Genomic DNA, 23,575 nt, shown 5'->3' with positions numbered 1-23,575 from the left:
ATGCAATGGGAAGTCGTGATCGGGCTGGAGATTCACACCCAGCTCACCACCCGGTCGAAAATCTTTTCCGGTAGTTCCACCACGTTCGGTTCCGAGCCGAACACCCAGGCCAGCCTGATCGATCTGGGCATGCCTGGCGTTCTGCCGGTACTGAACCAGGAAGCAGTGCGCATGGCGGTGATGTTCGGTCTGGCGATTGACGCCGAGATCGGCCAGCACAACGTGTTCGCCCGCAAGAACTACTTCTACCCGGACCTGCCCAAGGGCTACCAGATCAGCCAGATGGAGTTGCCGATCGTCGGCAAGGGCCATCTGGACATCGCCCTGGAAGACGGCACGGTCAAACGTGTCGGCATCACCCGCGCGCACCTGGAAGAAGACGCCGGCAAGAGCCTGCACGAAGAATTCAGCGGCGCCAGCGGCATCGACCTGAACCGTGCCGGCACGCCGCTGCTGGAAATCGTTTCCGAGCCGGACATGCGCAGCGCCAAGGAAGCCGTGGCCTACGTCAAGGCGATCCACGCGCTGGTGCGCTACCTGGGCATCTGCGACGGCAACATGGCCGAAGGCTCGCTGCGTTGCGACTGCAACGTGTCGATCCGCCCGAAAGGCCAGGTCGAATTCGGCACCCGCTGCGAGATCAAGAACGTCAACTCGTTCCGCTTCATCGAGAAGGCGATCAACAGCGAAATCCAGCGTCAGATCGAATTGATCGAAGACGGCGGCAAGGTGATCCAGCAGACGCGCCTGTACGATCCGAACAAGGACGAAACCCGTCCGATGCGCAGCAAAGAGGAAGCCAACGACTACCGTTACTTCCCCGATCCGGACCTGCTGCCGGTGGTCATCGAGAACTCGTTCCTCGACGACGTGCGCGCCACCCTACCGGAATTGCCACCGCAAAAACGCGAGCGTTTCCAGGAGCAATTTGGTCTGTCGGTCTATGACGCCAGCGTCCTGGCCACCAGCCGCGAGCAAGCCGACTACTTCGAGAAAGTCGCGAGCATCGGCGGCGACGCCAAACTGGCGGCGAACTGGGTGATGGTCGAGTTGGGCAGCCTGCTCAACAAGCAAGGCCTGGACATCGAAGAGTCTCCGGTTTCCGCAGAGCTTCTGGGCGGCATGCTGTTGCGCATCAAGGACAACACCATCTCCGGCAAGATCGCCAAGGTGGTGTTTGAAGCGATGGCCAACGGCGAAGGCAGCGCGGACGAGATCATCGACAAGCGCGGCCTCAAGCAAGTGACCGACACCGGTGCCATCTCGGCGGTGCTGGACGAAATGCTCGCGGCCAACGCCGAGCAGGTCGAACAATACCGCGCGGCAGACGAAACCAAGCGCGGCAAGATGTTCGGCTTCTTCGTCGGCCAGGCCATGAAAGCCTCCAAAGGCAAGGCCAACCCGCAACAGGTCAACGAACTGCTCAAAAGCAAGCTCGAAGGCTGATGAGGATGGAGCCAGCTCTTAAATCTGGCTCCATCTCCTGTGGGAGCGAGCTTTTGTGGCGAGGGGGCTTGTCGGAACGCCGCATCGCCCCGTTGGGTCGCGAAGCGGCCCCAATTTCCGGATTCGGTTTGTATCTGACAAATCGTGTTCGAAATTTTGGGACTGCTGCGCAGTCCAACGGGGGCAAGCCCCTCGCCACATTGGCTCTACTCCCACAATTGTTTCGGGAAAACCTTGAATGAAACGTCTGTTCGGCGCCTGCGCCCTGCTCTCTCTGTTGGCTGGTTGCGCCAGCACCGACACCGTCGATCCGCACGGCTACGATAAAACCGGCGTGGCTTCGTACTACGGCGCCAAACACCAAGGCAAACGCACCGCCAACGGCGAGCGTTTCAACATGAATTCCATGACCGCCGCCCATCGCCAGCTACCCTTTGGTACACGGGTGAAGGTCACCAATCTGAATAACGACAAATCCTGCGTGGTACGCATCAATGATCGCGGGCCGCACACCCGTGGCCGCCTGATCGACCTGTCCCGGGAAGCCGCCGAGCGCCTGGGCATGCTGAGCAGCGGCACCGCACGGGTTCGCGTGCAAGCCCTCGACGACTGACCGATGGAGCCCCGACCATTTTCGGACTAGCCGATTTACCCCTGATCAGTGTGATCGAATTAGTCAGCGGATTGTTCCTGCTGATTGTCGGCGCCGAATTGATGGTGCGCGCCGCCGTACGCATCGCCGCGCGGTTGCACGTACGACCACTGATCATCGGCCTGACCATCGTCGCCCTCGGCAGCAGCGCACCGCAGATGGCGATCAGCCTGCAAGCGACCCTGGCGCACAATGCCGACATCGCCGTCGGCAGTGTGATCGGCAGCAGCATTTTCAACATCCTCGTCACCCTCGGGTTGTCCGCGCTGATCATTCCTTTGCGGGTTTCCCGGCAATTGGTGCGCCTGGATATTCCATTGATGATCGGCGCCAGCCTGTTGGTGTTCGTACTCGCCTGGAATGAAGAACTGACCCGTGCCGACGGCGTGATGTTGCTGACAGCACTGGCGATTTACCTGGGCTTGTTGCTGCGCCAGTCACGACACTCGGCACGCCCGGTATCGAGCCATGATCACGCCGTGCAAGCGTCATGGCTGAGCAGCGTGCTGATGATCATCGCCGGGCTGGCGATGCTGGTGTACGCCGGGCACTTGCTGCTGGGTGCAGCGGTTGCGGTCGCCACCGATCTTGGGTTGTCGGAGCGGATCATCGGCCTGACCATCGTCGCCGTCAGCACATCACTGCCTGAGCTGGCCACTTCGTTGATCGCGGCAATGCGCGGTGAGCGCGAGATTGCCGTGGGCAACGTGATTGGCAGCAACCTGTTCAACCTCCTGGGCGTGCTCGGCTTTACCGCGCTGGTGGCGCCGTCGCCGCTGTCGGTGTCGCCCAACGCCCTGGATTTCGACCTGCCGGTGATGCTCGGCGTCGCGGCGCTGTGCCTGCCGGTGTTCTACTCCGGCTACCGGGTGACCCGCGCCGAAGGCCTGCTGTTTCTGGGTTTGTACCTGGCGTATGGGCTGCACGTGGTGTCGTTCACCACCGGCATGCCACTGGCCGGCAAGCTGGAACACTTGATGCTGTTTTTCGTCCTGCCGGCGTTGGTGGCGTTTTTGCTGTTTACGTCGCTACGCGCCTGGCATCGCCAACACCATAAGAGGGAAGCCCCATGACCGAGAATAAAAAACCCGGCGTTGAAGTCCGCCGCCAAGTGATGGGCGACGCCTTTGTCGACCGCGCACTGGGCAATGCCACCGAATTCACCCAGCCGCTGCAGGATTTCGTCAATGAACACGCCTGGGGCGGCGTGTGGAATCGCGAAGGCCTGCCGCTGAAAACCCGCAGCCTGATCACCCTTGCCGCCCTGACTGCACTCAAGTGCCCGCAGGAATTGAAAGGACATGTGCGCGGTGCGCTGAACAACGGCTGCACTGTGGATGAGATTCGCGAGGCGCTGCTGCATTGCGCGGTGTATGCCGGTGTGCCGGCGGCGATCGATGCGTTTCGGGCGGCGCAGGAAGTGATCGACAGTTACCAGAAGCCGGAGTGAGTCATTGAAATTCAGGCTGCCTGATCTGGCGCCATCGCGAGCTTGCTCGCGATGGCGCCCTGAAGAACTCCACGAATTCCAGGGTCAGATCCACCCACCCCACTGCAAAAAGAAGATCCCGACATTGGTGGTGACCGCCGCCATCAGCGTGGTGATCACGATAATCGCCGCCGCCAGCTCGTGATTGCCATCCGCCGCCCGGGCCATGACGAAACTGGCTGCGGCGGTCGGGCTGCCGAAGTACAGGAACAGAATTCCCAACTCCGCCCCACGAAAGCCCCACAACCACGCCCCCAGTGTCGCCAGTACCGGCAAGCTGATCATCTTCACCAGGCTTGAACTGAGCGCCATGCTGCCGCTTTTGCGCAGTGCTGCCAGGGACAGCGTGCCGCCGATGCAGATCAGCGCTAGCGGCAAGGTGGTTTGCGCCAGGTACTGGCCTGAGGTTTCCAGCCAGCCCGGCAAGCCGATCTTGAAATAGGCGAAGGGTGCAGCCGCAATCACACTGATGATCAGCGGATTGCTGAACACGCTTTTGCAGATGCTCCACGGATCGGACTTGATCACCGGGCTGTACACCGCCAGCACGATGGTCGAGAGGGTGTTGTAGAACAGGATCACCAGCGCCGCGAGGATCGCCCCGAGGGAAATCCCGTAGTCGCCATACATGCTTGCCGCCAGCGCCAGGCCGATGACCCCGTTATTACCGCGAAAGGCACCTTGGGTGTAGATCCCCCGATCTTCCCGCGGGCACTTCCAGATCGCCCAGCCCCAGGCGATGGCAAAACACACCAGGGTCGCGAGGGAGAAATAGATCAGCAGCGCCGGCTGCAATGCCGCGTGCAGGTCGGCATGCAGGATGCCCAGAAACAGCAACGCCGGCATGGTGACGTTGAACACCAGGGCCGACGCCGTATGGATGAAGTTGTCGTTGATCCAGTCGATGCGCTTGAGCAGCACACCCAGAAACAGCATGGCAAACACCGGCGCGGTGATGTTCAGGGTTTCGAGGAAAATTGCCAGCATGCCGGGAGGACCTTGGGGGTGAGCGTCGTTAGGGGGCTAATGATAAGCCACCAAGGACGTTGGCGTCTGGTCGACCGCCATCGCGAGCAAGCTCGCTCCCACAGGGGAATGCATTCCAAATATGGGAGCGAGATTGCTCGCGATGAACGATAACGCGGTATCAGGTAATCGGCGCCGGGTTGAACAGGGTGATGTCGTTATGCAGCTTGTGCTGCTCGGCCCAGGTCTGTTTCTTGCCGCTGGCCACGTCCAGGTAGTAGTGGAACAGCTCCCAGCCCAGCTCCTCGATCGATGCACGGCCGGTGGCAATGCGCCCGGCGTCAATGTCGATCAGGTCCGGCCAGCGTTGCGCCAGTTCGGTCCGGGTCGAAACCTTCACGACCGGCGCCATGGCCAGCCCGTAAGGCGTGCCGCGACCGGTAGTGAACACATGCAGGTTCATCCCCGCCGCCAGTTGCAGCGTCCCGCAGACAAAGTCACTGGCCGGGGTCGCACAGAAGATCAGGCCTTTGCGCTTGAAACGCTCGCCAGGGCCAAGCACGCCGTTGATCGCGCTGCTGCCGGACTTGACGATCGATCCCAGGGATTTCTCGACAATGTTCGACAACCCGCCCTTCTTGTTGCCCGGCGTGGTGTTGGCACTGCGATCCGCCTCGCCCTTGGCCAGGTAACGGTCGTACCAGTCCATTTCCCGCACCAGTTCCTGGGCGACGTCCTGGTTTTCCGCACGGGAGGTCAGCAGATAAATGGCATCGCGCACTTCGGTGACTTCGGAAAACATCACCGTCGCACCGGCCCGCAGCAGCAGGTCCGAGGCATAACCGAGCGCCGGGTTGGCGGTGATGCCGGAGAACGCATCACTGCCGCCGCATTGCATGCCAAGGATCAGCTCGGACGCCGGCACGGTTTCCCGGCGACGTTGATCGAGCTTCTTCAAGCGTGTCTCGGCCAGTTCCATGATCTGCTCGATCATCTCGGTGAAGCCGTGACTGGAATCCTGCAAGCGGTACAGCCATGGCTCGCTCAGGTCCACCGAGCTGTCGTTGTCGTGCATCACCTGCCCGGCCTGCAATTTCTCGCAGCCCAGGCTGATAACCAAGGCTTCGCCGCCCAGGTTGGGGTTGCGTGCCAGGTTGCGCACGGTGCGGATCGGGATGTACGCGTCAGTCGCAGTGATAGCCACGCCACAGCCGTAGCTGTGGGTCAGCGCCACCACGTCGTCGACGTGCGGGTACTTGGGCAACAACTCGTCCTTGATGCGCTTGACCGCATGATCGAGCACCCCGGTCACGCACTGCACGGTGGTAGTGATGCCGAGAATGTTGCGCGTGCCGACGGTGCCGTCGGCGTTGCGATAACCCTCGAAAGTGAAGCCTTCCAGCGGTGCCTGCGCGGCCGGCACATCGGTGGACAGCGGCAGGCTGTCCAGCGGTGGCGCGGTCGGCATGCGCAGTTGATCTTCCTTGACCCAACTGCCGCGGGGAATCGGCTGCAAGGCATAGCCAATGACCTGGCCGTAACGAATCACCTGGCCACCTTCGGGAATGTCTTCCAGGGTGACCTTGTGGCTCTGTGGCACGAAGTCCACGGTAACCAGGCCGTCCGCAAACTTGGTACCGGCCGGTACACCCTGATCATTGACCACGATCACTACGTTATCCCGCTCGTGCAGGCGGATGTAGCGCGGCGAGTCGGAATGTTCAATCAACTGCATGACGCCGCTCCTCAGGAATGCGCTTGAGACAATTTGCCAGGGGCTTCAGTACCGTTCGCTGGCGGCTCTTTTAGCACCACGCGCTTGATCGGGCCCACGATCACCAGATAGCTGAACACCGCGACCAAAGCGTTGCAACCGACGAACACCAACGCCCATTTGAACGAACCGGTGGAGCTGATGATGTAACCGATGACGATCGGGGTGGTGATCGAGGCGATGTTGCCGAACATGTTGAACAGGCCGCCACTCAGACCGGCGATCTGCTTCGGCGAGGTGTCGGAGACCACGGCCCAGCCCAGCGCGCCCACGCCTTTACCGAAGAACGCCAGAGCCATGAAGCCCACGACCATCCATTCGATGTCCACATAGTTGCAAGCCACAATGCTGCTGGACACCAGCAGGCCGGCAATGATCGGCGCTTTGCGGGCGAAGGTCAGGGAATGGCCCTTGCGCAGCAGGTAATCGGAAATCACCCCGCCGAGCACACCACCGATGAAGCCGCAGATCGCCGGCAAGGAGGCGATAAAACCGGCCTTGAGAATGGTCATGCCGCGTTCCTGCACCAGGTACACCGGGAACCAGGTCAGGAAGAAATAAGTGATGGCGTTGATGCAATACTGGCTCAGGTACACGCCCAGCATCATGCGGTTGGTCAGCAACTGGCGCACGTAGTCCCATTTCGGACCTTCGCTGCGTTTGGCCTTGTCCTGATCCATGTCGACCATGCCACCATTGTCGGCGATGTGCTTGAACTCGGCATCGTTGATCATCGGGTGTTGGCGCGGGCTGTGGATAACTTTCAGCCAGATCAGCGAGAACACAATGCCGATCACGCCCATGACAATGAACACGTGCTGCCAGCCGAAGGTGAAGACAATCCAGCCCATCAGCGGTGCGAACAGCACGGTGGCGAAGTACTGCGCGGAGTTGAAGATAGCCGAGGCAGTACCGCGTTCAGCGGTCGGGAACCAGGCCGCCACGATGCGCGCGTTGCCGGGGAAGGATGGCGCTTCGGCCAGGCCCACCAAAAAGCGCAGCATGAACAGCGCGACCACTGCGGTAGACATGCCGAACTCGCCGACATAGCCCTGCAGCACGGTGAACAGCGACCAGGTGAAGATGCTCAGTGCATAGATTTTTTTCGAGCCGAAGCGGTCCAGCAGCCAGCCACCGGGGATTTGCCCGGCCACGTAGGCCCAACCGAATGCGGAGAAGATGTAGCCGAGGGTAACGGCGTCGATGCCGAGGTCTTTTTGCAGGCTGGAGCCGGCGATTGCGATGGTAGCGCGGTCGGCGTAGTTGATCGTGGTCACCAGAAACAGCATGAGCAGGATCAAATAGCGGACGTGAGTCGGCTTGGTCGATTGCATGTAGATGTACTCCCACTGATTATTTTTATGCGGGTAAAACATTCAAGAGTCATGTGCCGCGCAAGGCCTTAGGCAAGGACCTTGCGCGGGTGCAGCGGGGTTACGATCCGATGTAGGCAGTTTTTACGACCGTGTAAAACTCTTGCGCATAGCGACCTTGCTCACGTGATCCATAGGATGAACCTTTACGCCCACCGAACGGAACGTGGTAATCCACACCGGCGGTCGGCAGGTTGACCATCACCATCCCGGCCTGGGAGTGGCGTTTGAAGTGGTTGGCGTACTTCAGGGACGTGGTAGCGATGCCCGCCGACAGCCCGAATTCGGTGTCGTTGGCCATGGCCAGCGCAGCTTCGTAATCGGCCACGCGGACGATGTTGGCCACCGGGCCGAAGATCTCTTCCCGGCTGATGCGCATCGAAGCTTCGCTGTCGGCAAACAAGGTTGGCGCGAGGAAGTAACCCTCGGTGTCGCACGTCACCAGACCACCGCCGCTGACCAGACGCGCACCTTCGGACTGGCCGATGTCGATGTACTTCATGTCCTGCTCAAGCTGCGCTTGCGAGACCACCGGACCGATATCGGTACCCGCCTTCAATGCATGGCCGACCTTGATCGACTTCATGCGCTCGGCCATGGCTTCGACGAACTGGTCGTGGATGCCAGCGGTGACGATAAAGCGGCTGGAAGCGGTGCAACGCTGGCCGGTGGAGTAGAACGCGCTCTGTACCGACAGCTCGACCGCTTGCTTGAGGTCGGCGTCGTCGAGAATGATCTGCGGATTCTTGCCTCCCATTTCCAGCTGGACCTTGGCCTGGCGCGATACGCAGCTGACGGCGATCTGACGACCCACGCCCACGGAACCGGTGAAGCTGATGCCGTCGACTTTCGGGCTGTGGACCAGCGCATCGCCAACCACACGACCGCTGCCCATCACCAGGTTGAACACACCGGCCGGGAAGCCTGCGCGGGAGATGATTTCGGCCAGGGCCCAGGCGCAACCTGGAACCAGGTCCGCGGGTTTGAGCACGACGCAATTGCCGTAGGCCAGGGCCGGGGCGATTTTCCATGCCGGGATGGCAATCGGGAAGTTCCATGGGGTAATCAGACCGACCACGCCCAGGGCTTCGCGAGTGACTTCAACGTTGACGCCCGGACGCACCGAAGGCAGGTAGTCGCCGGACAGACGCAGGCATTCACCGGCGAAGAACTTGAAGATGTTACCGGCGCGGGTCACTTCACCGATGGCTTCAGGCAGGGTCTTGCCCTCTTCCCGGGCCAGCAGGGTGCCGAGCTCTTCGCGACGGGCGAGGATTTCAGTACCGACTTTATCCAGGGAATCGTGACGCGCCTGAATGCCGGAAGTGGACCAGGCCGGGAACGCGGCACGGGCGGCGTCGATGGCGGCGTGGACCTGAGCCAGATCAGCCTTGGCGTAGTCGCCGATGGCGTCGCTCAGTTCGGACGGGTTGATGTTGGTCGAATAGTCGCCACCGGCAACCCATTCGCCGTTGATGTAGTTATCGAAACACTTTGCATCTGCCACTTTGAGATCTCCTCACGCAAAAGGCCGCTGATTGCTCAGCGGCCTTACTTAATCGGATGTGTTACTGCGCACCCTGCTTGTCGATCAACGCAGCGAGCATTTCATACTCCTCGCCGGTCAGATCGGTCAGCGGTGCACGCACAGGACCTGCGTCGTAGCCGGCAATTTTTGCCCCGGCCTTGACGATGCTCACGGCATAACCGGCCTTGCGGTTACGGATGTCCAGGTACGGCAGGAAGAAGTCGTCGATGATCTTGCCAACGGTGGCGTGATCTTCACGAGCGATCGCGTGGTAGAAATCCATCGCGGTTTTCGGGATGAAGTTGAACACCGCCGAGGAGTAGACCGGTACGCCCAGGGCCTTGTAGGCCGCGGCGTAGACTTCGGCGGTCGGCAAGCCACCCAGGTAGCTGAAGCGATCACCGAGGCGGCGACGGATCGACACCATCAACTCGATATCACCCAGGCCATCCTTGTAGCCGATCAGGTTCGGGCAGCGCTCGGCCAGACGTTCCAGCAGCGGCGCGGTCAGGCGGCAGACGTTACGGTTGTAGACCACCACGCCGATGTTGACCGATTTGCACACGGCTTCAACGTGGGCGGCAACGCCGTCCTGGCTGGCTTCGGTCAGGTAGTGCGGTAGCAGCAACAGGCCCTTGGCGCCCAGACGCTCGGCTTCCTGTGCGTATTCGATGGCCTGGCGGGTCGAACCGCCCACACCGGCCAGGATTGGCACGCTGGTGGCACAAGTGTCGACCGCAGTCTTGATGATTTCCGAATATTCGCTGGCCGCCAGAGAGAAGAACTCACCGGTGCCGCCCGCGGCGAACAGTGCCGAGGCGCCGTATGGGGCCAGCCATTCGAGACGCTTGATGTAACCCGCGCGATTGAAGTCGCCCAGGGCATTGAAATCGGTAACGGGGAAAGACAGCAGACCGGAAGAGAGGATGGACTTCAGTTCTTGTGGATTCATTATTCGAACACCCTGGATAACGACGTTGTGTGAGAAAACCGTTCAGCCTGCGCTGAAGTTGTAGGTCATCGTACAACTTAAAATACAACCGTCAACTGCATTTCATCGCCAGGGGATGAAAATTGTTCGACAAGAAAGGCTGTTGGCCTGATTTTTAGCGGGTTTCAGCGGAAGAAGGACAGTTGCGAGCACCGTGATAAACGGTCGCTTGAGAGATACGTTGTCGGAAGATGCGGGAAAACTACTGGATTTGTTTTATAGGTTACGGCCCTATCGCGAGCAGGCTCGCTCCTACAGTGATCTTCAGTGTTGCGAGATCCACTGTAGGAGCGAGCCTGCTCGCGATAGCGGTAGTTCAGACGATGGAGGACAAGGGCAAATTACTTACCCCCGCTGCGCCTCAGCCTCTTCATGGGCATGACGCAACCGCTCACGGCTGTTGGTCAGGTGCAAACGCATGGCGGCCCGCGCCGCATCGGAATCCTGACGGGCAATGGCGTCGTAGATTTCTTCGTGCTCACGGCTCAGGCGACCCATGTAGTGCTGCTGGTCGTCATGGGCCAGGCGCGCGGAGTTCAGCCGTGTGCGCGGAATGATGCTGGTGCCCAGGTGGGTCATGATGTCGGTGAAGTAGCGGTTGCCGGTGGACAGCGCGATTTCGAGGTGGAAGGCGAAGTCCGAAGCCACGGCGTCACTGGCGTGAGCGGCGCTTTCATTCAACGCATCGAGGGCGGCGCGCATGTTGGCCAACTGTTCCGGACTGCGACGTTGCGCCGCCAGCCCGGCGGACTCCACTTCCAGGCTGATGCGCAGTTCCAGGATCGCCAGTACATCGCGCAAGGTCACCACGGTCGCCGGGTCGATACGGAAACCGCACGGGCTCGGCGTATCGAGCACGAAGGTGCCGATGCCGTGGCGGGTTTCCACCTGCCCTGCCGCCTGCAAACGGGAAATCGCCTCGCGCACCACCGTGCGGCTGACGCCATGGGCATCCATGATGGCCGACTCGGTGGGCAACTTGTCGCCACGCTTGAGATGACCGTCCCGGATCTGCTCGGACAGCACCGTCACCAGTTCCTGAGCGAGGCTGCGGCGCTTGCGTGGGAGGCGTGGTGCGTCGTTCGGGTTTTCCATGGTGAACATCTGTCTCGAAAAATTCGGCGGCTGAAAGCGCATCATAGCGCAACGCGGTTGTACGATCACCTTGTAGGAGCGAGCCTGCTCGCGATAGCGGTACGACATTCAATATTTAAATGTCTGACACTCCGCATCGCGAGCAGGCTCGCTCCCACAGGGATCCAAGGTCTTCAGGCGGTCACAGCCTGATCCACCAGATGGCCATTCTCGATACGAATGTGCCGCGGATGGAAGCGCTTCAGGCTGCTGCGATGGCCGACACTGACGATGCTCAGCCCCGGCAACTCGTCGATCAGCGCCTGATACAGCGTGGCCTCGTCTTCTTCGTCCATCGCCGAGGTGGCTTCGTCCATATACAGCCATTGCGGTGCATAAAGCAGCGCACGGGCGAAGGCCAGGCGCTGCTGCTCACCTGGCGACAACATGCGCTGCCAGTGGTTGGCTTCGTCGAGACGGGCAATCAGGTGCGGCAAGCGGCAGGTTTCCAGCACCTGCGCGTAGCGCTCCTTCGGATAGGTATCGCCGGGCTGTGGATAACTGAGGACATCACGCAGGGTGCCAATCGGCAAATACGGTTTTTGCGGCAGGAACAGGTAGCGCGCCGATGGCAGGCGAATGCTGCCGTGGCCGGTTGGCCACAGATGTCCCATCGCCCGCAGCAGGGTCGACTTGCCGCTGCCGGAACGACCGCTGAGCATTACACGCTCGCCCTCCTTCACGGTCATGTCGGCGTTGGTCAGCAGGTGACGACCTTCAGCCAGGTCGAGACCGAGGTTGTGCACCTTCAGCGCCGAGCCCGAATTCTGTACGTCGATGGCCGGCGCACGCTCTTCGTTGTCACGCATGGCCTGGTGGAAGCTCAACAGACGATCGCAGGTGGCGCGCCAGGAAGCGAGGCTCTGGTACGCACTGATAAACCAGCTGAAGCTTTCCTGCACATTGCCGAATGCCGAGCTGATTTGCATCAGCTCGCCCAGTTCGATCTTGCCGGAAAGGTAACGCGGCGCGGCAACCATGAAGGGGAAGATGATGGCGGCCTGGCTGTAACCGGCGGTGAAGAACGTCAGGCGCTTGGACACTTTCATGATGTCCCAGAAGTTATGCCAGACCATCCCGAAGCGGCTGCTCAACCGACGGTTTTCGTTCGGTTCGCCGTTGTACAACGCGATGCTTTCGGCATTCTCGCGAATTCGCACCATGGAGAAACGCAGGTCGGCTTCGAAGCGTTGTTGCTGGTTGTTCAGGCCGATCAGGCGACGACCGATCAAATGCGTCAGCCAACTGCCGACCACCGCGTAAACCAGCACACACCAGAACATGTAGCCGGGAATGGTGATACCGAATACTTCAATGCTGCCCGACACGCCCCACAGAATGATCGAAAACGACACCAGGCTGACGATATTGCGCAGCAGCCCGATACCCAGTTCAAGGGTGTTGGAAGTGAAGTTGTTGAGGTCTTCGGAAATCCGCTGGTCCGGGTTATCGGTGTAACCGCCCTGCTCCAGTTGGTAGTAATTTTTGTCACCCAACCAGCGTGCAAAGTGCTTTTCAGTAAGCCACGCCCGCCAGCGGATCGTTAGCATCTGCGTCAGGTACAGCCGGTACACCGCGCCGACGATCGCCACCGCCGCAATCGCGCAGAAGTACAGGATCAGTTGCCAGAACGCCGCCTCGTCCTTCTTTTGCAGGGCGTTGTAGAAGTCCTTGTACCAGGTGTTGAACCACACCGAGATCCCCACGCTGATCAGCGACAGCGCAATCACCGCGATCAGCAGCGTCCAGGCCTTGACCTTCTCTTCACTGCGCCAGTAAGGCGTGATCATCGCCCACACTTTGCGAAAAAACTGCCCGCGCACGGCGTCGTTGACCGCGGAATACTCAGCGTTCTGATTCATGGATAAGGCTCGATAGAGAAAAGTACGCACACGAACCGATCATAGATGATCGGTCCGGTTTGTCGCGAGATACGGCCCGCATTCGTTCAGCGCTGGTTCAGCGGCGAACCGGACGCTTCTGCAGTTTTCGCTGCAGGGTGCGGCGGTGCATGCCCAGGGCACGGGCCGTGGCGGAGATATTGCCTTCGTGCTCGGTCAGCACGCGCTGGATGTGCTCCCACTGCAAGCGGTCCACGGACATCGGGTTTTCCGGCACCAGACTGTCGAGGTCGGCGTGCTCGGACAGCAGCGCCGCCAGCACGTCGTCGGCGTCCGCCGGCTTGCACAGGTAGTTGCAGGCACCGCGCTTGATCGCCTCGACGGCAGTGGCAATGCTCGAATAACCGGTGAGGATCACCACGCGCATTTCCGGGTCCATTTCCAGCAATTTTGGCAGCAGCACCAGGCCGGAATCGCCGTCCATCTTCAGGTCCAGGGCGGCGTAATCCGGCAGATCGGCCTTGGCCAGTTCCAGACCTTCCTCGGCGGAACCGGCAGTGCTGACGCGAAAACCACGGCGGGCCATGGCACGGGCCATGACGCGGGTGAATGTGGCGTCGTCATCGACCAGCAACAAATGCGGCAGTTCTTCGCCTTCGACTTGGATCTCTTCACTCATGTTCGTCTCCTCGGGCGACACGGGGCAGGCGCAGCTCGGTGAGCGTGCCACCTTCCTCATGACTGTAGAGTTTCACTGAGCCGCCGGCGCGTGTCACGCTGGCCTTGCTCAAAAACAGGCCCAGGCCGAAACCTTTGCCCTTGGTGGTAAAAAACGGTTTGCCGATTTGCTCGGCGATGGCCAGCGGCACACCGGCGCCATGGTCACGAATGCTGATGGTGAGGTTTTCCCAATCCCAGTCCAGCGTCACTTGCAGCCCTTCGGGGCAGGCATCGGCAGCGTTGTTCAACAGATTCAGCAAAGCCTGGGTCAGGTCCGGCGGCGGCGCCATGCGGGGGACCGGGCCCTGGCCGAGGCGCTGGAAGCGATAACTGGCTTCCGGGCGCATCAGGTGCCAGCGATTGAGGGCTTCATCGAGCCAATCGGTGACGTCCTGCATCTCCACCGCCAACCGACGATTGGCCTCGGCGGCGCGCACCAGTTGTTGCAAGGTTTGCTTGCACAGCTTGACCTGATCCTGCAGCACGCTCAGGTCGTCCTGCAACATCGGATCATGGTGGTCCTGACGCATTTCCTTGAGTAGCACACTCATGGTCGCCAGCGGCGTGCCCAGTTCATGGGCCGCGCCGGCCGCCTGGGTGGCGACGGCCAGCAGTTGCTGATCGCGCAGGCCTTCTTCGCGACGAATGGCGCGCAGCTCTTCCTGACGACGCAGCTCTTCGGCCATGCGTGCGGCGAAGAAGGTGATCACTGCGGCGGCAAGGGCGAAGCTCAACCACATCCCGTACACCTGCAGGTTTTCCCGGGCAATCGGGAAGGTTTGCAGCGGGTAGAACTGCGCCAGCAACAGCGTGTACATCATCAGCGCGATACCAGACAGGATCACCGAATAACGCCATGGCAACGTCACCGCGGCAATGGTCAGCGGCACCAGGTAATAGGAGACGAAGGGGTTGGTCGAGCCGCCGGAGAAATACAGCAAGGCACTGTGGATAAACAGGTCGCAGGCCAGTTGCACGGCGTATTCGAGCTCGGTCACCGGCCACGAGGTGCGCAGGCGAATCGCCGTGAACACGCACAGCAGCATTGAACATGCGAGCGTCGCCGCCAATTGAAACCAGGGCAGTGGCAGCAATTCGAGCCAGTAGGCCAGGCCAACAGAACCGGCCTGGGCGGCCAGCACCAACGTGCGGATGAACGTCAGCCGCCAGAGGTTCTGGCGAGTGGCGGAAGTGATTTGAACGGGGGCGAGCATGAGCTCTCCTGATGAGCGCTCCAGGCGGATCGCAGGGAGTATAACCAAGCGCGGGGGCTGACAGGCAAAAGTGCGGCAAACGGCCACAGTGAAGCAGCTGCAAGCCGCAAGCTTTTACTTGTGGCTTGCAGCTTGAAACTTGCGGCTGCTCCATAGAGTCTGATGGTTTCACGCAGGCCCGGATCATACCCCTGCGCACCTTTCAAGGAGCCTTCATGCACACATTCCGCCGCAGCGCCGCCCTCCTCGCCCTGAGCGTTGGCACCGTCGCCAGCCTCCCGGCCCTGGCCGCCGACGAGCTACATTACAACCAGATTTCCCTGCGCGCCGAAGTCAGTCAGGAAGTGGCCCGCGACCTGATGATCGTGACCCTCTACACCGAAGAACAGAACACCGACCCTGCCAAACTCGCCGCCGATGTCAGCACCACCATGAACAAGGCACTGGCCCAGGCCAAGCAAGTCAAGAACATCACCCTGCGCCAGGGCAGCCGTAACAGCTATCCGATCTACGACACCAAGGGCCAGAAAATCACTGGTTGGCGCGAGCGCGCCGAATTGCGCCTGGAGAGTTCGGACTTCGCCGCGCTGTCGAAGCTGACCGGCGAACTGCTCACCGACCTGAAAATGGGTGGCATGGACTTCGCCATCGCCACCCCGACGCGCAAGGCCAGCGAAGACGCCCTGCTCAAGGACGCCGTGACCGCCTTCAAGGCCCGCGCCCAACTGGCCACCGACGCCCTGGGCGGCAAGAGCTACAAAATCGTCAACCTGAACCTCAACAGCAACGGTTATCCACAGCCTTACCTGCGCGCTCCAATGATGATGAAAGCCGCCGCCATGGATAGCGCCCCGGTGACGCCGGATGTCGAGGCCGGCACCAGCCAGGTCAGCATGACCGCGGATGGCTCGATTGAAGTGCTGATGCCTTGAATCGATAGCCCGTAAACAAAAGACGGCGATCACTCAGATGATCGCCGTTTTTTTTGGGCAGTTTTCAGGCATGAGCTATAACTGGAGAGACCACCGGAAAAAGCCGGCAGTTGCACCGGGTGCAACTGAAATTGATTGGCCACCATCGGTGCAACAATAACCACTCTTATTCACGCCATACCCACCGCCCAAAACGGGGTATAAATAAGTAACACCTCGCCCTGATCGGGAGCACTCAGCGTTCGGGATGCACCTTGAAAGTGCGTCATTTGCACCGTAAAAACGCCGCGCAAACGGTCAAATACGTCAGGAATTACACAAATGCGACATTAAGGTACGTTCGTGCCACCGTTTAAGGCTTGTAGTCACTCTGGATCTTGCATTGGGTATGGCCCCTGCATAAGTATCCGCAGGCACGACTCACGAGGTCGTCCTCTAATTCCAAAAATGACAACAAATCATGAGGCCACCATGCTTAAACACGCGGTCATTCCGTTCTTAGTTGGCGCAAGCTTGTTAGCCAGCGCACCGTTCGCCCAAGCAGCGACTAACCTGGTGTTCTGCTCCGAAGGGAGCCCGGCCGGTTTCGATCCAGGTCAATACACCACCGGAACCGACTTCGACGCCTCTGCAGAAACCATGTTCAACCGCCTCACCCAGTTCGAGCGCGGCGGCACCGCCGTTATTCCTGGGCTGGCGACCAAGTGGGACATCTCCGATGACGGCCTGAGCTACACCTTCCACCTGCGTGAAGGCGTCAAGTTCCACACTACCCCGTATTTCAAGCCGACTCGTGAGTTCAACGCCGACGACGTGCTGTTCACCTTTAATCGCATGATTAACAAGGATGACCCGTTCCGCAAAGCGTACCCGACCGAATTCCCGTACTTCACCGACATGGGGATGGATACCAACATCACCAAGATCGATAAAGTCGACGACCACACGGTCAAGTTCACCCTCAAAGACGTTGATGCCGCGTTCATCCAGAACATGGCCATGAGCTTCGCCTCGATCCAGTCCGCCGAGTACGCTGCCCAACTGCTCAAGGAAGGCAAGACTGCCGACATCAACCAGAAGCCGATCGGCACCGGCCCGTTCGTGTTCAAGAGCTACCAGAAAGACTCCAACATCCGCTACACCGGGAACAAGGACTACTGGAAGCCTGACGACGTGAAGATCGACAACCTGATCTTCGCCATCACCACCGACCCGTCGGTACGTATCCAGAAGCTGAAGAAGAACGAGTGCCAGGTCACCCTGTTCCCTCGTCCGGCCGACCTGAAGGCGCTCAAGGAAGACAAGGACTTGAAACTGCCTGACCAGGCTGGTTTCAACCTCGGTTACATCGCCTACAACGTGATGCCCAAGGTCAAGGGGCAAACGGATGCGAACCCGTTGGCTGACCTGAAGGTACGCCAGGCAATGGACATGGCGGTCAACAAGCAACAGATCATCGACTCCGTGTATCAGGGCGCCGGCCAGCTGGCCGTCAACGCCATGCCTCCGACCCAGTGGTCCTACGACACCACCATCAAGGATGCGCCGTACAACCCTGAGAAAGCCAAAGAGCTGCTCAAGGAAGCCGGCGTGAAAGAGGGCACCGAAATCGTTCTATGGGCGATGCCGGTACAGCGTCCATACAACCCGAACGCCAAGCTGATGGCAGAAATGCTGCAGTCCGACTGGTCCAAGATCGGCCTCAAGGTCAAGATCCAGAGCTACGAGTGGGGCGAGTACATCAAGCGCTCCAAAGGTGGCGAGAACCAGGCGATGCTGATTGGCTGGAGCGGTGACAATGGTGATCCGGACAACTGGCTGAACGTACTGTTCGGCTGCGACTCGCTGGAAGGCAACAACTTCTCCAAATGGTGCGACAAGAAGTTTGACGACATCGTCAAGCAAGCCAAGCGCACTTCGGACCAAGGCAAACGCACCGAACTGTACAAACAGGCGCAACACGTCCTCAAAGACGCTGTGCCTATGACACCTATCGCTCACTCGACGGTGTTCCAACCCATGCGCGCCAACGTGCAGGACTTCAAGATCAGCCCATTTGGCTTGAACTCCTTCTACGGCGTCAGCGTCAGCAAATAAGGTTTTGCAACGGCGGCGTTCCTGACGTCGCCGTTGCTTTATCTTCCGAGAAAGCAGGAATTCGCCTACATCCTAATCCGCAGCTGACTACAGCATCGGGCGAGGACGCGTTGCCATTTCCTACGAGTCTTTAGGACTCTACGCATTTACTGCCGGACCCATGGCTCATACCGTCGGGATCTGACCAGTGCACGCGTGGGTCATCGGTTACTGCTGTGTGCATGGCTTGAAATCAGTGATGCCCCTACGTCCGCGGACGGGACGGCGGCTCATTGACAACACTTTGAGAAAAGAGGGAGCGTTATGCGCCATACCTTGGTTTTATCCGCATTGCTGGGCACCGGCCTGTTGGCCGCCACTTCCATCACCCAGGCCGCCAACAACAGCCTGGTGTTCTGCTCCGAAGGCAGCCCCGCCGGTTTCGACACGGCGCAGTACACCACTGCGACCGACAACGACGCCGCCGAGCCGCTGTACAACCGGTTGGCAGAGTTTGAAAAAGGCGCGACCAACGTCGTACCGGGCCTGGCCATGAGCTGGGATATTTCCGAGGACGGCCTCAAATACACGTTTCACCTGCGCGAAGGGGTAAAGTTTCATACCACCAAATACTTCACGCCGACCCGCGACTTCAACGCCGATGACGTGCTGTTCACCTTCAATCGCATGCTCGATCCGCAACACCCCTTCCGTAAGGCTTATCCGACAGAGTTTCCGTACTTCAACGGCATGAGCCTGAACAAGAACATCGCCAAGGTCGAAAAGACCGGGCCGCTGACCGTGGTCTTTACGCTCAATAGTGTGGACGCCGCGTTCATCCAGAACATCGCCATGAGCTTCGCCGCCATCCTTTCGGCCGAGTACGCCGACAAGCTGCTGGCCGAAGGCAAGCCGAGCGACATCAACCAGAAGCCGATCGGCACCGGGCCGTTCGTGTTCAAGAGCTACCAGAAAGACTCGAACATCCGTTACACCGGCAACAAGCATTACTGGGACCCGAGCCGGGTCAAGCTCGACAACCTGATTTTCGCCATCAACACCGACGCCTCGGTGCGCGTGCAGAAACTCAAGGCCGGCGAGTGTCAGATCACCTTGCATCCACGCCCTGCCGATGTAACCGCACTGAAGAGCGACCCGGCCCTGCAACTGATCGAGAAGCCTGGTTTCAACCTCGGCTACATCGCCTACAACGTGCGCCACAAACCCTTCGACCAGCTCGAAGTACGCCAGGCGCTGGACATGGCGGTGAACAAACAAGGCATTCTCAATGCCGTCTACCAGGGCGCGGGGCAACTGGCGGTCAACGCCATGCCGCCGACCCAATGGTCCTACGACGAGACCATCAAGGACGCCGCCTACAACCCGGAAAAAGCCAAGGAGTTGCTCAAGGCTGCCGGCGTCAAGGAAGGCACCGAAATCACCCTCTGGGCCATGCCGGTCCAGCGTCCGTACAACCCCAACGCCAAGTTGATGGCCGAGATGCTCCAGGCTGACTGGGCGAAAATCGGCCTCAAGGTCAAGATCGTCAGCTATGAGTGGGGCGAGTACATCAAGCGCACCAAGAATGGCGAACACGACATCAGCCTGATTGGCTGGACCGGTGACAACGGTGATCCGGACAACTGGCTGGGCACGCTCTATAGCTGCGACGCCATTGGCGGTAACAACTACTCGATGTGGTGTGATCCGGCTTACGACAAGCTGATCAAGCAGGCCAAGGTCGTCACCGACCGCGACCAGCGCACCCTGCTCTACAAACAGGCGCAGCAGTTGCTCAAGCAGCAAGTGCCGATCACGCCAGTCGCCCACTCAACGGTCAACCAGCCGCTGAGCGCCAAAATCGAAGGGTTCAAGGTGAGCCCGTTCGGTCGCAACGTTTTCTCGGGTGTCAGCATAGAAAAATAGCCGATTAGCCAGAAATGCCGGGGGGCGGATTTTCCGCCCTCACGCAGACGCTTTGCCGTCTTTTGCCAATTTGGCTGACAGCAAACGTTTGCGATGCCGTGAATGAGTTCTAAACCAATAGCCGGATCACAAAAAAAGACCGGCATAAAAAAAGAAAGTAAGGAGCTTTACCCATGAAACTGAGCAGCACCGCGTTATTGGCCTTGGCCATAAGCAGCGTAACCGCCACGGCTTACGCAGAAACCCAAAGCCAGGCTTTCACCCCGGTTACCGTGAACGAGAAAAGCGCCCAAAGCGAAGCCACCGGCTTTGTCGAAGGCCAGTCGATCACCGGCACCACGCGTAACTGGTACGCCAACGAGCAACTGCAACGCGGCGCCAAGTTCGCCTACAAGAAGGACGGCGTTTCGACCCCGACCGATCGCCGGATCAACTGGGTCCAGGGCACCATCCTCAAGTACAACTCGGGCTTCACCGAAGGCACTGTCGGTTTCAGCACTGAAGTCGCCGCCTACAATGCCGTTGCCCTGGACCGGGACCGCAAAGACCTTGCGTCCAACAACGGCGGAGCACCGGGCTCTCGTCCTGGCGCGGGCAACAACCGTACCCTGACCAAGGAAGGCGGCGACGCTCAAGGCCAGTGGAGCAAACTGGGCCTGGCCAACGTCAAGGCCCGTATTTCCAACAGCACCCTGACCGCCGGCCGCATGAACTTCAGCAGCCCGATGGTCGACGTGATCGGTAACCGTGCACTGCCTTCGAGCTTCGAAGGTGTGGCCATCCACAGCGAAGAGCTGAACAACCTGGCCTTCGACCTCGCCACCTTCGACCGCAACTCACCGCGTACCGAAGAAAGCCAGCGCAAATTCCGCACCGAATACGCCAACGGCATCGTCGAAACCGACCACATCTACACCGGCGGTATCACCTACAACCCGCTCGCCAGCCTGACCACCAGCCTCTGGGCGACCCAGGCTGAAGACATCTGGAACCAGTACTATTTCGGCGCCTCTCACGTACTGGGCGACAGCCAGGTACTGAGCCTGACCACCGGCCTGAACTACTACAAAACCAAGGAAACCGGTAAAGCCCTGATCGGCGATATCGACAACGACACCTACTCCCTGTCGTTCGGCCTGACCCACCAGGCCCACACCCTGACCTTCTCGTACCAGGAAGTGAACGGTAACGAGTACTTCGACTACCTGCACGAAACCAACGGCATCTACCTGGCCAACTCCCTGCTGTCGGACTTCAACGGCCCGAACGAAAAATCGTTCCAGGTTGCCTACGGTCTGAACATGGCCGAATACGGCGTGCCAGGCCTGAAGTTCAACATCTACCAGGCTCGCGGCTGGGGTATCGACGGTACTCACTACACCGGCAACGGCGGCGTGGCAGGCAAGGGTTACGACGGCATCCAGTCCCAGGATGGCGAAACCCACTATGAATACGGCATCGGCGCGACCTACGCCGTGCAGAGCGGCCCGCTCAAGGCCACCACGATCCGCGGCACCTACACCGCTCACCGTGCCAGCGAAAACCAGGCTGACGGCAGCATCAACGAGTTCCGTCTCGTGACCACGGTTCCGTTCAACATCCTGTAATGCACGCGCCTGACGGCTGATTCAATGACGAATCGGCCGTTCGGCTTTTGTCCTTTAACTGATTGCAGAGGGTTCTTGATGAAAATGCTTCCCCTACGTGCGGCCATCGCGGCCGCGTTGCTCAGTGTCGCTGTCGGCGTTTCGGCCAAGCCCCTGGTGGTTTGCACCGAGGCCAGCCCCGAAGGCTTCGACATGGTCCAGTACACGACTGCAGTCACCGCCGATGCCGTGGCCGAAACCATCTTCAACCGCCTGGCAGACTTCAAGCCCGGAACCACCGACGTGATTCCGGCACTGGCCGATTCCTGGGACATCAGCGAAGACGGCCTGAGCTACACCTTCCATCTGCGTAAAGGCGTCAAGTTCCACACCACCGACTACTTCAAGCCGACCCGCGACATGAATGCCGACGACGTGGTCTGGAGCTTCCAGCGCCAGCTGGACCCGAATCATCCGTGGCACAAGCTGTCGAGCGTAGGCTTCCCGTACTTTGAAAGCATGGGCTTCAAGGAGCTGCTCAAGAGCGTCGAGAAAGTCGACGACAACACGGTCAAGTTCACCCTGACCCGCCGTGAAGCGCCTTTCCTGGCCGACATTGCCATGGCCTTCTCCTCGATCTACTCCGCCGAGTACGCCGATCAGTTGCTCAAGGCCAACAAAACCGGCGACCTGAACAACAAGCCAGTCGGCACCGGCCCGTTCGTCTTCCAGCGCTACAACAAGGACGCCCAGGTACGCTTCAAGGCCAACCCGGAGTACTTCCGTGGCAAGCCACCGGCAGACTCGCTGATCCTGGCCATCGCCACCGACAACAACGTGCGCCTGCAGAAGCTCAAGGCCAACGAGTGCCAGGTCGCGCTGTATCCAAAACCGGATGACATCCCGAGCATCAAGAAAGACGACAAGCTGAAAGTCGATGAACTGAACGCGATGACCGTTTCCTACGTCGCCATGAACACCACGCACAAGTACATGAGTGATGTGCGGGTGCGCAAAGCCATCGACATCGCCTTCGACAAAGAGGCGTACGTCAATGCGTTGTTCGGCAAGGGCAATGCAACCGCCGCGGTCAACCCGTACCCGGACACCCTGCTGGGCTACAACCACAGCCTGAAGAACCCGGCCCATGACCTGGACAAGGCTCGCGCCCTGCTCAAGGAAGCCGGCGTACCGGAAGGCACCACCTTCACCCTGTTCACCCGTAACGGTGGCGGTCCGACCAACCCGAACCCGATGCTCGGCGCGCAGATGATGCAAGCCGACCTGGCCAAGGTCGGGATCAAGATCGACATTCGCGTGATGGAATGGGGCGAAATGCTCAAACGCGCCAAAAACGGCGAGCACGACATGGTTTCCGCCGGATGGGCGGGCGATAACGGCGACCCGGATAACTTCCTGACGCCTATGCTCAGTTGTGAAGCCGCCAAGAACGGAGAAAACTACGCCCGCTGGTGCAATGACAAGTTCCAGGCGCTGATCGACCAGGCTCGCGAAAAAACCGACCCGGCCGAGCGTGCAGCGCTCTACGAACAGGCCCAGGTTATTTTTAACCAGGACCAGCCGTGGATCAGCATGGCACACACTAGAATGTTTACCGCAATGCGCAACAACGTAGAGGGCTATCACATTAGCCCCCTCACCACGAATAACTTCGCCACCACCCAGGTGAAGTAATAAGAAAACTCCCGGCATTCCTGACCCAGGCATGCCGGGCACGCCTAACCGGCTGATGAGGTACAACACACGATGTTTAGTTTTATTGCCCGCCGACTGGGGTTACTGATCCCCACGTTCTTCGGCATCACCTTGCTGACTTTCGCGTTGATTCGCATGATCCCGGGCGACCCCGTAGAAGTCATGATGGGAGAACGTAGGGTCGATCCCGAAATGCACGCTCAGGCAATGG

At 59.8% G+C, this 23,575-nt stretch carries 18 protein-coding genes and 1 pseudogene; 10 read left to right on the top strand and 9 right to left on the bottom strand.

The annotated features are described in order from the left end of the window. The 4 genes from gatB to VC35_RS11285 all read left to right on the top strand — a co-directional run bounded on the left by gatB (nt 1) and on the right by VC35_RS11285 (nt 3,548). Nucleotides 1–1,446, top strand: a complete 1,446-nt coding sequence (gatB, locus tag VC35_RS11300; protein ID WP_046040024.1) for an Asp-tRNA(Asn)/Glu-tRNA(Gln) amidotransferase subunit GatB — start codon at nt 1–3, stop codon at nt 1,444–1,446. Between the two features lie 238 nt (nt 1,447–1,684). Continuing rightward, nucleotides 1,685–2,059, top strand: a complete 375-nt coding sequence (locus VC35_RS11295) for a septal ring lytic transglycosylase RlpA family protein (RefSeq protein WP_046040022.1) — start codon at nt 1,685–1,687, stop codon at nt 2,057–2,059. A 50-nt stretch (nt 2,060–2,109) separates the two neighbouring features. Next, a complete protein-coding gene (locus tag VC35_RS11290; protein WP_046040020.1) occupies nt 2,110–3,171 on the top strand; it encodes a calcium/sodium antiporter in 1,062 nt (353 codons plus the stop codon). Beyond that, nucleotides 3,168–3,548 carry a carboxymuconolactone decarboxylase family protein gene (locus VC35_RS11285; RefSeq protein WP_046040018.1) on the top strand — a complete coding sequence of 127 codons (381 nt, stop codon included), beginning with the start codon at nt 3,168–3,170 and terminating at the stop codon, nt 3,546–3,548. The genes VC35_RS11290 and VC35_RS11285 overlap by 4 nt, the downstream gene beginning before the upstream one ends. 84 nt (nt 3,549–3,632) lie before the next feature. Here the strand turns inward: VC35_RS11285 and VC35_RS11280 are convergent, their stop codons facing one another. From VC35_RS11280 to VC35_RS11240, 9 genes are all read right to left on the bottom strand, one after another. Beyond that, nucleotides 3,633–4,574 (bottom strand): AEC family transporter, encoded by a 942-nt coding sequence (locus VC35_RS11280; protein ID WP_046040017.1) that lies wholly within the window; start codon nt 4,572–4,574, stop codon nt 3,633–3,635. A gap of 160 nt (nt 4,575–4,734) precedes the next feature. Then, a complete protein-coding gene (garD, locus tag VC35_RS11275) occupies nt 4,735–6,288 on the bottom strand; it encodes a galactarate dehydratase (protein WP_046040015.1) in 1,554 nt (517 codons plus the stop codon). Nucleotides 6,289–6,299: 11 nt separating this feature from the next. Then, on the bottom strand, nt 6,300–7,661 hold the full coding sequence (locus VC35_RS11270; protein WP_046040284.1) for an MFS transporter: 1,362 nt from the start codon (nt 7,659–7,661) through the stop codon (nt 6,300–6,302). A gap of 100 nt (nt 7,662–7,761) precedes the next feature. Continuing rightward, entirely contained in the window at nt 7,762–9,207 is a 1,446-nt protein-coding gene (locus VC35_RS11265) for an aldehyde dehydrogenase family protein (RefSeq protein ID WP_046040013.1), read from the bottom strand. 61 nt (nt 9,208–9,268) lie between these two features. Then, nucleotides 9,269–10,180, bottom strand: coding sequence for a 5-dehydro-4-deoxyglucarate dehydratase (gene kdgD, locus VC35_RS11260; RefSeq protein ID WP_046040011.1), 912 nt, complete (start codon nt 10,178–10,180; stop codon nt 9,269–9,271). Between the two features lie 384 nt (nt 10,181–10,564). Beyond that, nucleotides 10,565–11,314 (bottom strand): FadR/GntR family transcriptional regulator, encoded by a 750-nt coding sequence (locus VC35_RS11255; protein WP_185754768.1) that lies wholly within the window; start codon nt 11,312–11,314, stop codon nt 10,565–10,567. 173 nt (nt 11,315–11,487) lie between these two features. Further along, nucleotides 11,488–13,215, bottom strand: a complete 1,728-nt coding sequence (locus VC35_RS11250) for an ABC transporter ATP-binding protein/permease (RefSeq protein WP_046040009.1) — start codon at nt 13,213–13,215, stop codon at nt 11,488–11,490. Between the two features lie 97 nt (nt 13,216–13,312). Continuing rightward, nucleotides 13,313–13,873, bottom strand: a complete 561-nt coding sequence (locus tag VC35_RS11245; RefSeq protein WP_007973041.1) for a response regulator transcription factor — start codon at nt 13,871–13,873, stop codon at nt 13,313–13,315. After that, complete coding sequence (locus VC35_RS11240; RefSeq protein WP_046040007.1) at nt 13,866–15,128, bottom strand: ATP-binding protein; 1,263 nt, start codon at nt 15,126–15,128, stop codon at nt 13,866–13,868. Before VC35_RS11240 ends, VC35_RS11245 begins: the two co-directional genes overlap by 8 nt. Nucleotides 15,129–15,343: 215 nt before the next feature. Between VC35_RS11240 and VC35_RS11235 the strand changes: the two genes are divergently transcribed. From VC35_RS11235 to VC35_RS29495, 6 genes and pseudogenes are all read left to right on the top strand, one after another. Next, nucleotides 15,344–16,060: an SIMPL domain-containing protein gene (locus tag VC35_RS11235; protein ID WP_046040005.1), complete on the top strand. Its 717-nt coding sequence runs from the start codon at nt 15,344–15,346 to the stop codon at nt 16,058–16,060. A 471-nt stretch (nt 16,061–16,531) separates the two neighbouring features. Further along, nucleotides 16,532–18,157, top strand: a complete 1,626-nt coding sequence (locus VC35_RS11230) for an ABC transporter substrate-binding protein (protein WP_046040003.1) — start codon at nt 16,532–16,534, stop codon at nt 18,155–18,157. Nucleotides 18,158–18,460: 303 nt separating this feature from the next. After that, nucleotides 18,461–20,062, top strand: a complete 1,602-nt coding sequence (locus tag VC35_RS11225) for an ABC transporter substrate-binding protein (RefSeq protein WP_046040002.1) — start codon at nt 18,461–18,463, stop codon at nt 20,060–20,062. A 173-nt stretch (nt 20,063–20,235) separates the two neighbouring features. Beyond that, nucleotides 20,236–21,669: an OprD family porin gene (locus VC35_RS11220; RefSeq protein ID WP_046040001.1), complete on the top strand. Its 1,434-nt coding sequence runs from the start codon at nt 20,236–20,238 to the stop codon at nt 21,667–21,669. Nucleotides 21,670–21,747: 78 nt separating this feature from the next. Then, entirely contained in the window at nt 21,748–23,343 is a 1,596-nt protein-coding gene (locus tag VC35_RS11215; RefSeq protein ID WP_046040000.1) for an ABC transporter substrate-binding protein, read from the top strand. Between the two features lie 72 nt (nt 23,344–23,415). Further along, nucleotides 23,416–23,575: pseudogene (locus VC35_RS29495) on the top strand (peptide ABC transporter permease); the annotation flags it as partial.

The organism is Pseudomonas fluorescens, from assembly GCF_000967965.1.
Taxonomy (GTDB): Bacteria; Pseudomonadota; Gammaproteobacteria; order Pseudomonadales; family Pseudomonadaceae; genus Aquipseudomonas; species Aquipseudomonas grandcourensis.
Note: the sequence above shows the minus strand (reverse complement) of the source record. Positions and strands in the feature narration are given on the sequence as shown.